Genomic DNA, 14300 nt, shown 5'->3' on the forward strand with positions numbered 1-14300 from the left:
TGCGGCACGGCGGCGGCACAGCGGCGAAACGGCAGCGAAAGGCGTTGCGAAAGCCACTTTCGCAACACCCCCGACCGCCACGCACGCCAACAGCGGCGCCCACCACCACGCCGAGACTGAAGGGCGCTTTCCCGCACCGCTGAGACGAAAGCGCCTTCAGCCCACCGTCACGCCTGGCACTTGGCCTTCACCATCGCCGCGGCGTGATGCGCGTAGGTCTTGGTGGAGCCCGACCAGTCACGGCCCCGGTTGAGCAGCTGCACGGCCAGCTTCGCGCCGTTGATCCGGAAGGTGCCGACGTTCACCCACCGCCCGTGGTTGCCGTTCTGGTCGATCTGGAACGACCCCACCGGGGTGCCCTTGTCGACCGCGAACCGGTCGAACACGCGGTAGACCGACGGGCTGCCGCCTGCCACGGTCGCGTCGCCGTCGGGAACGAACACCGAGACCGCGCACGCGCCGGTGGTCACCGGGCCGGTGTTGAACGTCCACAGCCCGTACGCGCTGGAGTCGTCCTTGTTCGCGTCACCGGACATGGGGATGGAGACGAACGACGTGCCGCAGCCGCCGTTGCCGTGATTCACCCAGCCCGCCTTGCCGTCGCTGTAGGCGCCGACGCCGGTGAACCCGGTGCCGCCGCCGCAGCCCCGGCCCGCCATTCCTTCATAGGTCACCGTCTTGGCGGCCGGGGCGGGCGGTCCCTGTGGCTGCTGGGCGGGCGGCGGGCCCTGGAGCTGCCCCGCTCCCGGTCCCGGCGCCGGGCCGCCGCCCGCGGCCGGAGGCGCCCCGCCGGGGAGACCCGCGGTCCCCGGATCGGCGGCCGCGCCCGGCTGACCCGCCGGGATCCCGTCGGCCGCCTGGCCCGGCAGCTGGTTGCCCGGCTGCCCGGCGGGGACGCCGCCGTTCTCGGCGGGCGGGGCGGCCAGTCCCGGCACGAACCCGCCGTCCGGCGGGAGATCCTTCGCGTAGCCCGCCGCGTTCGGTCCCTCGCCGGGCTTTCCGCCGTCGAGCAGTCCGCTGAGCGCCATCGGCAGGGCGACCAGTACGACACCCGCGACCGCCGCCGCGACGATCACCGGTTTCGACATCCGGCCCGGCGGCGGCGACGCGACGTCGGTGCCCGCGTCCACGACCGGTGGCACGGCACCGGCCGCGGCCGTCTCGGTCTCCAGAGACGGCGTTGTTTCGGTGTCCGCCTTGGTTTCGGGGGCGACGGGCGCCGCCGCTTCCGCCGTGACGACCGCGACGCCGGTGGACTCTGCTGCGTCCGTGGGCATGGTGTTTCCCGCTTCCTTTGCTTGCTCGGGGTTGACCGGCGGCGTTCACCCGGCCGCCGGGAGATCGCTAGCGCTTGAGTCCTCTGTGGACGGCCTCGACGTTGTTGCTCTCCGCCACGGCGAGCTTCGCCGCCATTCCCTTGGTCACGTTGGTCTGGTTCGCGACGACTTCACCGATCGAGACGAACGCGCCTTCGATCTTCGTCACCGGCTCGCCGAGATTGCCCTTGATCTCTTCGCCCATTTCGTCGTCTCCGGCGGCTTCGAAGACCAGATCCCGGCGATCACCGCCGAGTTCGCTGATCTTGCGCATCTTGGCCCCGATCTCCCGGTACGCCTCGGCGAGCGTCTGCATGGCGTTCGGGTCCGCCCTGAAATCCGTCATCGTCTCGTCCTCATCCCGTGGTGGTGCCGGTGCCCGGCCCGGTCTCGCCGAAGCCGAACGTGTGGTCGCGCCGGGTGTCCGCGCTCAACCGGGCACCGCCGGAAGCGCGGGGGCGGCGCTTGCGCCCGCCGAGCACGCCCGGCGCGACCGTCGGGTCGGTGCCCCAGGTCTCCTCGTCTTCGGCGATCCAGGTCGTCCGGTCGCGTTCGCCCTTGTTCTGCCCGGCGCCGCCCGCCCCGCCCGCCGACGGTGGATAGAACGGCACGCCGTTCCCGGTCCCCGCCGCCCCGGTGGCTCCCTTGGGGCCGCCGAGGGCAGGCGGACCGCCGGTGGCCGTGGTCGCGGGCTTCCCTCCCGATGACGGGACCGAGGACGACGGCAGGTCCGGCGAAACCCCGATCCGGCCGCCGCCGAGCGAGCCGGGTCCACTGTGGAAGCTCGCCTGCGGATCGAACTTCGACATCGTCATGGGCAGCACGTCGGGGGCGCGCAGCGGCGGGAGCGGCGGCGGGGTGCGCCGCAGCGACTTGAGGTACCGCTCCATCGCCGATTCGCCGTTGGTGCCGGGAACGGTCTTCCCCGGAGGCGGGTACGCCTTGCGCAGCCGGTCCTTCTGGTCGAGGTTCCCGGTGCCCCGCGGTCCGATGATCTCGCCGTTCCCGTTCACCCTGGAGCCCGGCGGGACGATGATCGGCCTGCCGTCGGATCCCAGGACGGGTTTGCCGTCGGGACCGATGACGGTTCCGTCCGGGCCGACGTGGGAACCGGTGGGCACTTTCAGCGAGGTGTCCGGCCCGCCGACCTTGGTGATCGGCGGTGGGAACCCCTTCGGGCCGTCTCCGCCGACACGGGTGACCGGCGGCGGTGGCGGCGGCAGTGAGGTGGTGTTGCCGCCCGTGCCGTTGTCCCCGGTCGATCCGTCTCCCCCGCCAGGGCCGGCGCCGTCGCCGCCAGGGCCCGCCCCTCCGTCTCCCGGACCGCCGGAGCCTCCCGAAAGGTTCGGGCGCACCGGGGTCCGGAGCGTCGGCAGGTACTGGAGCGACTGGCGATAGGTCAGGTCGAGCAGCCAGGCCACGGCCGTGCCGTTGGCGTCCGCGACCTTCAGATGCTCCTGCCAGACCCGTTGCGCGGCGAGTTCCAGCTTCTGACGTGGAGCGGTGTTCTCTTCGTCCAGGACTCCGCCGAGGAACGTGCTCTTCGGCCAGCCGTCCTTCTCCCGGTCGTACTTGGGGGGCGGATGGCTCGCGAAGTCCGCGGCCAGCGCGGGCGCCTTCCAGATCGCCCGCACCACACCGCTCGGCGTCCACAGTTCCGATCCGGGCGCGGTGACCGAGAACCCGAGCCCGGTGTCGTAAGTGAAGCTTTCGCCGCCCTGCCACCGCGCGCGTCCCTCGTCGAGCACTTCACCGGCACGTTTCAGCAAGCCGCCGGCCAGCTGCAGGGCTTCCCAGGTCGTGCGGTCTTTCGTCAGCTGGGCGACGAGGCCCTGGCACTTGTTGGCGAGCCCGTCCAGCACGTTCCAGAACGCGCCCGCGCCGGTGCCCTGGAAGTCGTCGCCGCGGTGGCCGGTCTTGTCCCGCCAGCTCTCCAGCGGAGTGACCTGCGCGGTCAGCCAGCTCGCCACCCCGCCGACGGTGATCGACGCCCGCTCGAAGGTGGAGTGCTTGCCGACCTGGTTCGTCTCGTTTTTCAAGGAGTCGACGACCGTGTCCCCGGTGGTGAAGAAGGTCCCCGCCGCGGTCTCCAGTTCCTTGCTCGGATCGGCCACGGCGTACCACGACGTGAAGAACGTCATGCCTTCCGCGTGGATCAGGTTCGTCGGCACTTTGTTGCTGGGCCCGCGCAGGTGGGTGTAGACGCGCCACGTCAGCCAGGGCACCCCGAGGACGGTCGACCGCGGCGGCACCTCGGGGATGTCCGGGTTGCGGGTGAAGATGTTGAGCGCTTCCTCCCACACCCATTTGGTCGTGTCCGGTCCGCCCAGCGCCACGGAGGATCAGTCCCTTCCCCTGCCGAAGACGTCCGAGGGCGCCTCTTTCCACAGGGCCGAGAACGCCTTGTCGACTTCGGTGCCGCCCGTCATCGCCGCACGGAGGTCGTCGCGCTGGTCCATGAGCGGCCCGAAGACCTCGACGGCGGTGTTCGCCATCTGCAGCCGGGCGGTTTCGAGCACGTCGAGCAGCGTCCGCGCGAGCTGTTCCGGCGGCATGGACCGGTACTTCGTGGTGTTGAACTTCAGTCCCACCACGGAGTTCTGCGCGTTCATGGTCACCGTGACCATGCGATCCATCGAGGTCGCCGAAGACGTCCGGGAAGCGAGATCCGCCTTCGCGGACTCGATCCGGTCACGCTGATCCCTCAGCGTGACCATAGCCTGGTGAAGTTGCTCCTCCAGCCAGTCGGCCATCGTTTCCTCCTTGTCCGTAGTCGCGATGACCACCGGTCCGGCCGCCCGTCCGGCCGCCTCGCCTGCGGCCACCGAGCACCGAAGGCGGCAGCTTCGGATCGGTGCCCCAGGTCTCCTCGTCCTCGGTCAGCCAGGTGGTCCGGTCGCGTTCGCTCTTGTTCTCGCCGCCGGCGCCCGCGCCCGCGCCTGCTCCGCCCGCGGTCGGCGGGTAGAACGGGACACCGCCCATGCCGTTCTGCGGTGTTCCGGTGCCCTGCTGGTTCTTGATCAGCGAGGGCCCGCCCTCGGTCGTCACCGGCTTTTCCGGCGGCGCGGGCAGTTCGTGCCCTCCCGGCGCGCCGAGGCCACTCGGCGTGCCGACCGACCCGACGGACGTCTTCGGCGCCGACAGTCCATTGTGGAGGCTCGACGAGCCACCGGAGGAGAACGACACCGGCGGCGAGTGCGACCCGAGCAACGTCGGCATCGACGGCGTGCCGCCGCCGCGCAGGGACTTCAGGTACTTGTCCAGCTCCGACTGCTGCGACTCGTCCTTCTTGGTCTGCTCCGGCCTGGCCAGCCGGTCCTTCTCGGCGAGCTTCTCCCCCTTCGGCCCGAGGATCTCGCCGTTGGGCCCGACGCGGGAGCCTGGCGGTACGACGATCGGCCGTCCGAGCGGGTCGAGCAGCGGCTTCTTGTCCGGCCCGAGCACGACACCGTCCGGTCCGACGGACGACCCGGACGGCACCTTCAACGGCGCGTCGGGCTTCGGCGGGGCCGGTGGCGGTTTGATGCCGCCCTTCGGCGGCCCCGGTACCGGCGGCGGGGGTGCACCGCCGGGTCCCTTCTTGTCCTTGTCCCCCGCGGGTCCCTTGACGTCCTTGGGATCCGGGACCTTCGGCGGCCCGTCCTTCGAGCCAGGCGGCGGTTTGGGGCCACCCGATCCTGGTGGCGGGGTCGGCGGGGGCGGTCCCTGCGATCCGGGAGGCGGGGTGGGCGGCGGCTTGTGGAGGTTGAGCCGCCGCGGCTCCCTGATCTGCGGCAGGCGCACCTTCGCGGCGTTGTAGTTCACCGGAAGGTTCGTCAGCACGGTGGTGGCCACCGGATCCAGGACGTCCTTGATGTGGTCGAGCCACAGTTTCTGGGCCACGTCGGCGATGCCGTTCCAGAAAGCGGGGTTCCTGGCGTCCGCGCCGAGGACGGTGCTCCGGGGGTAACGCTCCCCGCCGGTCCCGCTCCAGTCGTCGTCCCTGGCCTTGCTCAGGTCCTCCTTGAACGCCGTGGAGGTCCAGACCGCTGTCAGGCAGCCGCCCGGCCAGGCCAGCTGGCTGCCCGGCAGCTTCAGCTGGCCGAACTTGCCGGTGTCACGGGTGAACTCCTCGGAGGACTTCCACCTGGCGTGGGCTTCCTGAAGTTTCGCGAAGGCCCATTTGAGCCCGCTGCTCTCGTCCGTGCCCGCCGTCTTCGGATCGTCCTTCTGTTCCATGGCGTCCTTCAGCGCGTCCGGCCGGACGCCCAGCTGCCTGACCAGGTCGTTGCATTTGAAGATCAGGCCGTCCAGGACGTCACGGAACGCGCCGGCGCCGGTGCCCTGGAAGTCGTCGCCCTTCTTCCCGACCTTGTTCCGCTGCGTGTCCAGCTTCTTGGCCTGGTCGGAAAGCCAGGTCCTCGTACCGTCCACCGCGTCGAACGCCCTGGTGAACGTCCAGGGCTGCGCCACCGGATTGCTGTTGTAGTAGCCCTGCATGGACTCGATGATGTCGTCCATGTTGCCGTAGAACTTGGTCATCACCGGCGTGAACGCCTCGTAGTTGGCGCTGGCCACCGCCCAGTACTCCATCCACCAGGTTTCGGTGGAGGCGAAGAAGTCCCAGCCCTTGGGGTCGGGAAGGCCCCGGCTCTTGGCGTAGACGTCCCATTTGAGCCACTGGATCCCGGTGATGGTCTCCCGGCTCGGTACGTGGGTGTCCTGCGCGTCGGAAGCGGCGAAGATCTTGAGGGCCTCTTCCCACGGCTCCTTGGACACCTTGGCTTCTGTGGCGGGCATCGCGGATCAGGTTCCCGCGCCGCCGGGAGCGGGGGCGGGGGTGGTCGCGAAGATCTCCCCGAGCTGGCTCATGTTCAGCTCGGTGGACAGCTTGATGTTCTCGTCCTCACCCTTGATCGCGATCCCCACCACGTAGGTGATGTTGTCGTTCAACGTGATGAGCTGATTCCTGATCGCGTCGACCTGCGCGTACAGCGTCGGCCCGGTGCCCGTGCCGGGCGCCTCGTACTTCTCGATCAGCAGCCTGGCGGGCTCCCACGTCTCGGCACCGGCCAGCAGCCGCCGCTTCCCGGTTGCGCTGCCCACGGTCAGGGCCAGTTCGGCGATGTCCTTGTTCGTGCTCAGCTCGTCGACCATGGTCTGCAGCACCTCGTTCTGGAACCGCTGCAGAAAACTGACCGTGATCTTGATGTCGCCGCTGTCCGGCTTCTCCGCCACGCCCCTACTCCCTTTCCCGAATGCGGCCCGGAATCAGATCTGGAACTTCGCGCCGATGTTCTTGTCGGTGTTCTGATAGTTCTCGAAGGACATGGACAGGACCTGGTGGCCCTTCGTGAAGCGGTTTTCCATCGCCTTGGTCGTGGCGTGCCAGCGCTTCTGCAGGTCCTCGTAGGACGAGGCGCCCTGCCCGACCCAGCTGCTGGTCATCGGCTTGAGGTCCCGCTCCAGATCGACCAGCGCGGCGTCGATCTGCTTGCTCAGGCCGACCATCCGCTCGGCGAGATGCGGGACGTTGCCGCTGACCGAGAAACCGTCAGTGGGAGAGGTCATGATCGTTTCCTTTCGAAATCGGGGGAGGTGGTCAGGCCAGCGCGTCGAAGATGCGGTTGCCCTCGTTGCCGCCGAACGCGGTCACCGCGGTGAGGTTGATGTCGTCTTCGGCGGTGTTCATGGTGTTGTCGCTGTCCCGCACCAGATCCTTGATCTCGGTGAGCATCTTGAGCACCTGGAGGTAGTCCGCCTCCCACAGCTCGAGCTGGTTGAGGAAGGTCTGGGACGCCGCGCCCTGCCAGTCGGCCTTCAGGTCGCTGCGGACCGAGGTCACCCCCGAGTGGATGGTCTTGCACGAGGATTCGCAATCCTCGATGGCGGAGATACCGCCCTTCATCCCGCTGTCGCTCTTCTGGAAGTGCATGGTCATCAGTCGCTCGTCCTTCCTCAGGGTTTCGCGGACTTTCACCGGTCCATGGCAAGGACACCAACTCCGGGCCCGGCAGACCATGCGGAACAACCGGCAGAAGTTGCCGTCACGGGTTCCTCCGGTCAGGAACCGCAGGTCGCGGCCGACGGCAGGACGGTTCCGCCGTTGCCGAGGACCAAGGGATCCAGCGCGGCACCGGTCGGCAGCAGGTTCAGCAGGGTGGTGGGCATCCCGTTCGAAGCCGCCTGATCGAAACCGAGCGCCTTCGCGCCTCCAGGGGGAACCGGGTACTTCACCCCGGTGTCGGTCACCAGGAAGAGGGCGTCGCCCGCCCGTCCCGACGCGGCCGAGGCGCGCACGAGGGCACCTGCGCCGGGTCGCACCGTGATCCGGTCGACACGGGAGCAGGGCGCCGCGATACCGGGCTGGCCCGACGGCACCTGCCCGGACCGGGCGACCCCGTCGGCCACCGCCACCTGGGTGCGCGGCGTGTCGCCGTCCGGGACGACGAGCGCGCACAGGCTCTGTCCACTGTGGAGTGTCGCGGCCTTCGGCGGTTTCGCGGGCGGCGGCTGCTCGACCGACGCCAGCCGCTCGCTGACCACCCGACCCGGCAACGGGGTCACCGCGACGTCGCCGCCGCCGTACGCGGCCCGGCGGATCTCCGGATCGGCGGTCAGCAGCCGCGTGTCCAGTTCGGACACCGGTGTGAGACCCGCCTTCGTCAGCACGTAACGCTGCGCGGGTTCCCCCGAGACGGTGTAGAGCCTGCCGATCCGGGACTCCGTCCCGCCGAGCGCGGGGCCGGCCTCGCCGAGCCCGTCGATCGCGGGCGGCGTGAAATCCGGTCCCGCGGGCAGCGCGTCCAGCACCGCCGCCGTCACCTTGGCGGGCTGGAGCACCCCGTCCACCGCGTCGAGCGCGCCGCGGTCGGTCGCCACGCGGTGCCGTTTGCCCTTCCACAGCAGGAAGGTCGCGCCGTCCGGGGCGACCGCGACGGCCGCGGCGTCGTCGCCGAGAGGGTTCGCGGTCACGTCACCGACGCGCAGCGCGGTCGGCCCGGCCTGATCACGATCGACGCCCGTGCACACTTCCCACGGATCGGCGGCGAGCGCGGGGAGCCCGTCCGGCGCGCCGATGATCCCCAGGGGTTCGCCGCGCGGCACGTCCTTCAGCGAGGCCTCGGAGACGTGCTTGACCGCGAGCTGGTTCCCGGCGACCAGTTTGGCGGAGACGAAGTTCAGCACCGGCAGCAGCTTCCCGCCCGCGTAGAGGAACCGCGCCCCCGAGGAGTCGGACACGACCAGTGCGCCCTCCACCCGCCAGGACTTGTTCCCGCCGGGGGAAACCAGCCCGAACACCAGCAGGCCGAGGCAGGCGAGGACGGCGACCGCGACGCCGATCAGGCTGCCGCGGTAGGTCCGCTGCAGCGGGCTTTCCGGCGCGTCGGGGTCGACCCGCAGCAGCGCCGAGGTCAACCGCCCCAGCATGAACTTGTGGGCCTGGACCTGATCGGTTTTGGCGTTCATCGCCTCAGCCCCCGAATCCGCGCACGAAACCGAACACACCGATCAGCCACAGCGCGAGCGGCAACAGCGCGACCGCGGCGAGGGTCTCCGCGATGTCCGCGAGCCTGCCCCACTGCGGCAGCATCCGGCGTCCGGGCAGTGTCCAGCGCGCCACCAGCACCACGGCGGCCAGCGCGAACACCCCCGCCACCATCGGCAGCGGGGTGCCCGAATCCAGCTGGGAGGCCAGCAGCAGCCGCAGCAAGCCGTACACACCCGGCACGATCACCGAGAGCCGCTGCCACACACTGCCCAGCGCGCGGCCGTGCACCAGCAGCAGGACACTCAGGACGGCGGCGAACGTGATGGCCTGCCACGACCGGTCGCGGACCACGAATTCGAGCGTGGCCAGGCAGGCAAGGCCGATCGCGGTGAACAACGCGGTCACGAAGGCGTCCGCGACCAGGCCCTTGCCGACGACCTCGCCACCGGGATGCGGATCGAGTTCCTCCTGCAGTTCCTGGGCGGACGTGGGCAGGCCGGGCAGCCGCAGCCCGGACAGCCGGAAGGCGATCCTCGGCACGAAGGCGCCGAGCAGGACGGCGATCACCGCGATGATCGTCGCCGACGCGGACGCCGAATCCCCGCCGAGCATCAGCACCAGGCCACCGGTCGCGCACAGCAGCCCGAACGTCGCGACCGAGACGAACACCGGCGCCGAGCCCGCCACCGCCGCCATCCCGAGCGCGGCCGCTCCCGCGCCCGCGACGCAGGCGGCCAGCAGCCGCGCACCGGTCAGCACCGGGCCTTCGGGGCCGTGCGGGATGAGCGAACCGGCCAGCCCGACGAACGGGACCGCGGCCAGCGCCAGTGCCAGTGCCGCGGCGCCGTCACCGAGCGCGCGGGCGGCCGTGGCGGCGCACACCAGCAGGAAGAAGGCCGCGACCCCGGCGGACAGCAGCGTCGGCCAGGTGGCGGGGGCGGTCACCAGCAGGAAGAACCCGAGCGCCACCGCGGCCAGCACGCCGCCGAGCATCGTCCACCGGGTGGCCTGCGCGCTCCACGAATCCGGCCGGGCGCGGGCCTCGGTGGACAGGCCGTCGATGATGTCGTCGAAATGAACGGCGGGCAACTGTTCCCGCCGCGGCCGCAGATGCAGGGTCTCGCCGTCGCGCAGGTCGAGAACGTCGACAGTGGACTCCTGGTCCAACGGCGGATCGCCGAGCCGTTGCAGGATCCAGCCGTCGTGGTCCACGCCCTCCTCCGCCAGGTCCTGACCGGCGTGGCCGAGGATCGTCGGCATCAGGTCGATCAACGGGATGTCCACCGGGACGGCCAGTTCGAAACTGGTCGCCGGTGCGCGGACTCGGAGCTTGCACAGCCCTGAAGTGGTCGCCATGGCACACGCCTTCGCTCGGGCGACCGACGCGCGGAATCGTGAGTGAACCGTCGCGTGGTCGGATTTCGTCTCCTCTGGTGGAGCCGCCACCACAGCGCGTCCGAGGGAAGGAATCCGGGCTTGAGTGTAATCACATTCCGCAAGGGGCCGCGACGGCCAGGACCGGAAATGCCCGAGGGCGAGCTGAGTATCCAGGAACCGCCCACGCTGCCCGAAGTGCAGCGCAGCGCCGGCGCGGTAATGATGTACCTGCCGATGGCGCTGTCGTCGACGGCGACCGTGCTGCTGTTCGTCCGGCCGGGTGAGAACGGCGCGTTCAGCTACCTGGCCGCCGGGCTGATGACGGTGTCGTCGATGGCCATGCTGATCGGCCAGCTCGGCCGCAGCGCGGGCGAACGCAAACAGAAACTCAACGACGCCAGACGCGACTATCTCCGCTACCTCGCCCAGTCGAGGCGCAAGGTCCGGGAAGTGGTGACCAGCCAGCGGCAGGCGCTGGCCTGGCGGCATCCCGATCCGACGTCGCTGTGGTCGCTGCCCGGCACGACCAGGATGTGGGAGCGGGACGCCCACGACGACGACTTCGGCGAGATCCGCGTCGCACGGGGGCCGCAACGGCTCGCGTGGCGGCTGAACCCGTTGTCCACCAAGCCTGTCGACGATCTCGAACCGCTGTCCGCGCACGCGCTGCGCCGGTTCATCCACGCCTACGGAACGGTGACCGATCAGCCGGTCGCGGTGTTCCTGCCGTCGTTCGCCCGGATCCTGGTGGAAGCCAAGGCCGAGGAGGGCGAACGGATCCGGGCGCTCGCGAGGTCGATGCTCGCGCATATCGCCGTCTTCCACTCCCCCGCGGAACTGCGGATCGTCGTGCTCACCGCGCCGGAACGCCGTCCTGCCTGGGAATGGGTGAAATGGCTGCCGCACAACCTCCACCCCAGCGAGAGCGACGGCGCGGGCGAGGCCCGGCTGGTGGTGGAGTCCCTCGCGGAACTGGAAGCCGCGATGGGCGACGAATTCGCCATGCGGCCCGGTTTCGACCCGGACGCGCTGCCCGACGTCCACGAGCCCTGCGTGATGCTGTTCGTGGACGGGGTCACCCTTCCGCCCACCTCCCGGCTCGCCGGTGAGGGCTACCGCAACACGACACTCGTGGATCTCTCCTCCGCACTGTCCATTCAGGACGATCCGCTGACACTGCGGCTCCGGCTCGAAGACCGGATGCTGAAACTGATCACGGTCGACCAGCACAACAAGGAGGTCGCGGGCGACCTCGGCCGCCCGGACGGGATCGGCCTCAACACCGCGACGGCGCTGGCGATGCGCCTGGCGCCCTACCGGGTCGGCGCGCGGCGGAAGTCGGCCGAGCCGATGGCCGTGAACTTCGACCTGACGGCGATGCTGGGCATCAACGACATCCAGACCTACGACGTCGCGGCGGGCTGGGCGGCGAAACGGCCCGGCGGCAGGCTGCGGGTGCCGCTCGGCATCGGCCCCGGCGGCCAGAAGGTCGATCTCGACATCAAGGAGTCCGCGCAGGCCGGGATGGGCCCGCACGGCATGCTGATCGGCGCGACCGGTTCCGGGAAGTCGGAGCTGCTGCGCACCCTCGTGCTGGCGCTCGCGCTCACGCATTCGTCGGAGATCCTCAACTTCGTCCTGGTGGACTTCAAGGGTGGCGCGACGTTCCTCGGCCTGGACGGGCTGCCGCATACGTCGGCGGTGATCACGAACCTCGCCGACGAGGCCGCGCTGGTCGGCCGGATGCGCGAGGCGCTCAACGGGGAACTGGTGCGGCGTCAGGAACTCCTGCGCAAAGCGGGCAACTACAGCTCCGCGCTGGACTACGAACGGGCGCGGGCGAACGGGACCCCGCTCGCTCCGCTGCCGACCCTGTTCCTGGTGGTGGACGAGTTCAGCGAGCTGCTTTCGGCGCATCGCGACTTCATGGACCTGTTCATCATGATCGGACGGCTGGGCCGCTCATTGGGCGTCCATCTGCTGCTCGCCTCGCAACGGCTCGACGAAAGCCGGATCCATCAGCTGGAATCGCATCTGTCGTACCGGATCGGGCTGCGTACCTTCTCGGCGATGGAAAGCCGCGGCGTGCTCGGCGTGCCGGACGCCTACCAGCTGCCGTCGGATCCGGGGAACGGTTTCCTCAAGAGCGGCACCGCCGCGCTGGACCGGTTCAAGGCGGCTTACGTCTCCGGTCCGCACCGGGTGATCCGCCGGAACGTCGAACAGGCGGTGGTGGCGCAGCAGATCGTGCCGTTCACCTCGAAGTTCGCCGCCCGCGCCGAACCGGTGCCCGAACCCGAGCCGGTGGTGGCCGAACCCGAGCCCGAGGGTTCGGTGCCGAGCCTGCTGGACCTCGCCGTCGACAGGCTCCGCGACGCCGGCCCGCCCGCACACCAGGTCTGGCTGCCGCCGCTGGACGCGCCCGGTTCCCTCGACGAACTGCTGCCGCCCCTGGTGGAAACCGCCGAACACGGGCTCACCGCGCGGGACTGGTACGGCCGGGGCGCGCTGACCGTCCCGATCGGACTGATCGACCGGCCGTTCGAGCAGGCCCGCGATCCGCTGCTGGTCGACCTGGCAGGCAGCGACGGGCACGTCGCGATCGTCGGCGGACCGCAAAGCGGCAAGAGCACGGCCCTGCGGACCCTCATCACCGCGCTGGCCCTGACCCACACCCCAGCCGAGGTCCAGTTCTACTGCCTCGACTTCGGTGGCGGAACGCTGACCAGCCTGCGGAGACTCCCGCATGTCGGCGGTGTGACCGGACGCCTGGACGTCGAACGCATCCACCGCACCATCGGCGAGGTCACCACGCTGCTGACCCGCCGGGAGCGGTTCTTCACCGACAACGACATCGATTCCATGGCCACCTACCGGCGCAAGCGGGCGGCGGGCGAATTCGCCGACCAGCGGCACGGCGACGTCTTCCTGGTGGTGGACGGCTGGTCCACGATCCGGCAGGATTTCATGGATCTGCTGCCGACGTTCGTCGAGCTGGCTTCACGCGGCCTCAACTACGGCATCCACCTGATGATGGCGTCGAGCCGGTGGAGCGAGATCATCAGCGCCGTCCGCGACCTGGTCGGCACGCAGCTCGAACTCCGGCTCGGCGACCCGGTCGATTCGGTGATCAACATGCGCGCGGCGGCGACCGTGCCGAAGACCCCCGGCCGCGGCCTCACCGAGAAGGAACTGCATTTCCTGACGGCGCTGCCGTCGATCGACGGGGTGGACCGCGATGTCGCCGAGCACGTCGAGGTCCTGGTGGACCGGATCGTCGCCGCGTGGCACGGCCCGTCCGCTCCCCCGGTCCGGATGCTGCCGCCGGTACTGGACCGGGCCGAACTCCCCGAACCGGACGCGGACGTGCGCGTCGCGCTCGGCCTGGACGACCAGCGCCTCGAACCGCTGTGGCACGACTTCGAGGACAACCCGCACCTGATGGTCGTCGGCGACGTGGAATCCGGGAAGACGAACCTGCTGCGGCTGGTGATCGACGGCATCACCAAGCGATACACCCCGCAGGAGGCCAGGATCATCACCGTCGACTACCGCCGTGGCCTGTACGACGCCGTGCCCAAGGACTACCAGCTGGGCTACGCGGTGTCCGGGGACTCGGTACTCGACATGATCGACGGGGTAGCGCGGGCGGTCCAGACCCGGCTGCCCGGCCCCGACATCACACCGGCGCGCCTGCGGTTGCGCGACTGGTGGACCGGGCCGCAGGTGTTCGTGCTCATCGACGACTACGACATGGTCGCGTCGTCGTCGAATTCCCTTTTCCAGCAACTGTTCGACCCGCTCGCGCAGGGCAACGCGCTGGGCCTGCACCTGATCGTCGCCCGTGGCGCCAACGGGATCGGGCGCGGCGCGAACGATCCGCTGCTGCGGCGGCTCACCGAGGTCAACACCCCGATGATGCTGCTCTCGTGCCCGCTTTCGGAAGGCATCGTGTTCGGCGAGGTACGACCGCGCGTCCTGACCCCCGGACGGGCGCAGTACGCCACGCGGCGCGGCACGACCATCGTGCAGACCGCCCTCTCGGCCCACGAAGCGGCGCTCGTCGCGAAGTGACCGACCCGCCCTTCCGCCGTCGCTCCCCCCTCGGCGGCGGAAGGGCTTCCCGGCGGCTGGGT

11 protein-coding genes are annotated in these 14300 nt (G+C 70.1%); 1 reads left to right on the top strand and 10 read right to left on the bottom strand.

The genetic code is table 11. The features are described 5' to 3' along the window. Nucleotides 1-167 precede the first annotated feature (167 nt). The 10 genes from AMYAL_RS0100435 to eccD all read right to left on the bottom strand — a co-directional run bounded on the left by AMYAL_RS0100435 (nucleotide 168) and on the right by eccD (nucleotide 10143). Nucleotides 168-1277: a hypothetical protein gene (locus AMYAL_RS0100435; protein WP_026466614.1), complete on the bottom strand. Its 1110-nt coding sequence runs from the start codon at nucleotides 1275-1277 to the stop codon at nucleotides 168-170. Between the two features lie 67 nt (nucleotides 1278-1344). Then, nucleotides 1345-1662, bottom strand: coding sequence for a hypothetical protein (locus tag AMYAL_RS0100440; protein WP_020629327.1), 318 nt, complete (start codon nucleotides 1660-1662; stop codon nucleotides 1345-1347). A 10-nt stretch (nucleotides 1663-1672) separates the two neighbouring features. Then, nucleotides 1673-3652 carry a hypothetical protein gene (locus AMYAL_RS45450; RefSeq protein WP_051137488.1) on the bottom strand — a complete coding sequence of 660 codons (1980 nt, stop codon included), beginning with the start codon at nucleotides 3650-3652 and terminating at the stop codon, nucleotides 1673-1675. 6 nt (nucleotides 3653-3658) lie between these two features. Continuing rightward, nucleotides 3659-4069, bottom strand: a complete 411-nt coding sequence (locus tag AMYAL_RS0100450; protein WP_245192724.1) for a YbaB/EbfC family nucleoid-associated protein — start codon at nucleotides 4067-4069, stop codon at nucleotides 3659-3661. Then, nucleotides 4008-6095, bottom strand: a complete 2088-nt coding sequence (locus tag AMYAL_RS0100455) for a hypothetical protein (RefSeq protein ID WP_020629329.1) — start codon at nucleotides 6093-6095, stop codon at nucleotides 4008-4010. The genes AMYAL_RS0100450 and AMYAL_RS0100455 overlap by 62 nt, the downstream gene beginning before the upstream one ends. A gap of 6 nt (nucleotides 6096-6101) precedes the next feature. Further along, on the bottom strand, nucleotides 6102-6533 hold the full coding sequence (locus AMYAL_RS0100460) for a hypothetical protein (protein ID WP_020629330.1): 432 nt from the start codon (nucleotides 6531-6533) through the stop codon (nucleotides 6102-6104). A 33-nt stretch (nucleotides 6534-6566) separates the two neighbouring features. Further along, a complete protein-coding gene (locus AMYAL_RS0100465) occupies nucleotides 6567-6866 on the bottom strand; it encodes a WXG100 family type VII secretion target (RefSeq protein ID WP_020629331.1) in 300 nt (99 codons plus the stop codon). 31 nt (nucleotides 6867-6897) lie between these two features. Beyond that, nucleotides 6898-7236, bottom strand: a complete 339-nt coding sequence (locus tag AMYAL_RS0100470) for a WXG100 family type VII secretion target (protein ID WP_051137629.1) — start codon at nucleotides 7234-7236, stop codon at nucleotides 6898-6900. A gap of 122 nt (nucleotides 7237-7358) precedes the next feature. Then, the gene (eccB, locus tag AMYAL_RS0100475) at nucleotides 7359-8765 is read right to left on the bottom strand and encodes a type VII secretion protein EccB (protein WP_020629333.1); all 1407 of its coding nucleotides are present in this window, start codon (nucleotides 8763-8765) and stop codon (nucleotides 7359-7361) included. A 4-nt stretch (nucleotides 8766-8769) separates the two neighbouring features. Next, nucleotides 8770-10143, bottom strand: a complete 1374-nt coding sequence (gene eccD, locus AMYAL_RS0100480; protein ID WP_020629334.1) for a type VII secretion integral membrane protein EccD — start codon at nucleotides 10141-10143, stop codon at nucleotides 8770-8772. 120 nt (nucleotides 10144-10263) lie between these two features. Here eccD and eccCa point away from each other — a divergent pair, with 120 nt between their 5' ends. Next, entirely contained in the window at nucleotides 10264-14238 is a 3975-nt protein-coding gene (eccCa, locus tag AMYAL_RS0100485; RefSeq protein WP_026466615.1) for a type VII secretion protein EccCa, read from the top strand. Nucleotides 14239-14300: the final 62 nt, after the last annotated feature.

The organism is Amycolatopsis alba DSM 44262 (assembly GCF_000384215.1).
In the GTDB taxonomy this organism is placed as follows: Bacteria; Actinomycetota; Actinomycetes; order Mycobacteriales; family Pseudonocardiaceae; genus Amycolatopsis; species Amycolatopsis alba.

Coding starts and splice junctions, on each gene's coding strand:
- AMYAL_RS0100470 (WP_051137629.1), bottom strand. CDS start 7,236: ATGACCATGCACTTCCAGAAGAGCGACAGCGGGATGAAGGGCGGTATC.
- AMYAL_RS0100435 (WP_026466614.1), bottom strand. CDS start 1,277: ATGCCCACGGACGCAGCAGAGTCCACCGGCGTCGCGGTCGTCACGGCG.
- AMYAL_RS0100450 (WP_245192724.1), bottom strand. CDS start 4,069: ATGGCCGACTGGCTGGAGGAGCAACTTCACCAGGCTATGGTCACGCTG.
- AMYAL_RS0100455 (WP_020629329.1), bottom strand. CDS start 6,095: ATGCCCGCCACAGAAGCCAAGGTGTCCAAGGAGCCGTGGGAAGAGGCC.
- eccB (WP_020629333.1), bottom strand. CDS start 8,765: ATGAACGCCAAAACCGATCAGGTCCAGGCCCACAAGTTCATGCTGGGG.
- AMYAL_RS0100465 (WP_020629331.1), bottom strand. CDS start 6,866: ATGACCTCTCCCACTGACGGTTTCTCGGTCAGCGGCAACGTCCCGCAT.
- AMYAL_RS0100440 (WP_020629327.1), bottom strand. CDS start 1,662: ATGACGGATTTCAGGGCGGACCCGAACGCCATGCAGACGCTCGCCGAG.
- eccD (WP_020629334.1), bottom strand. CDS start 10,143: ATGGCGACCACTTCAGGGCTGTGCAAGCTCCGAGTCCGCGCACCGGCG.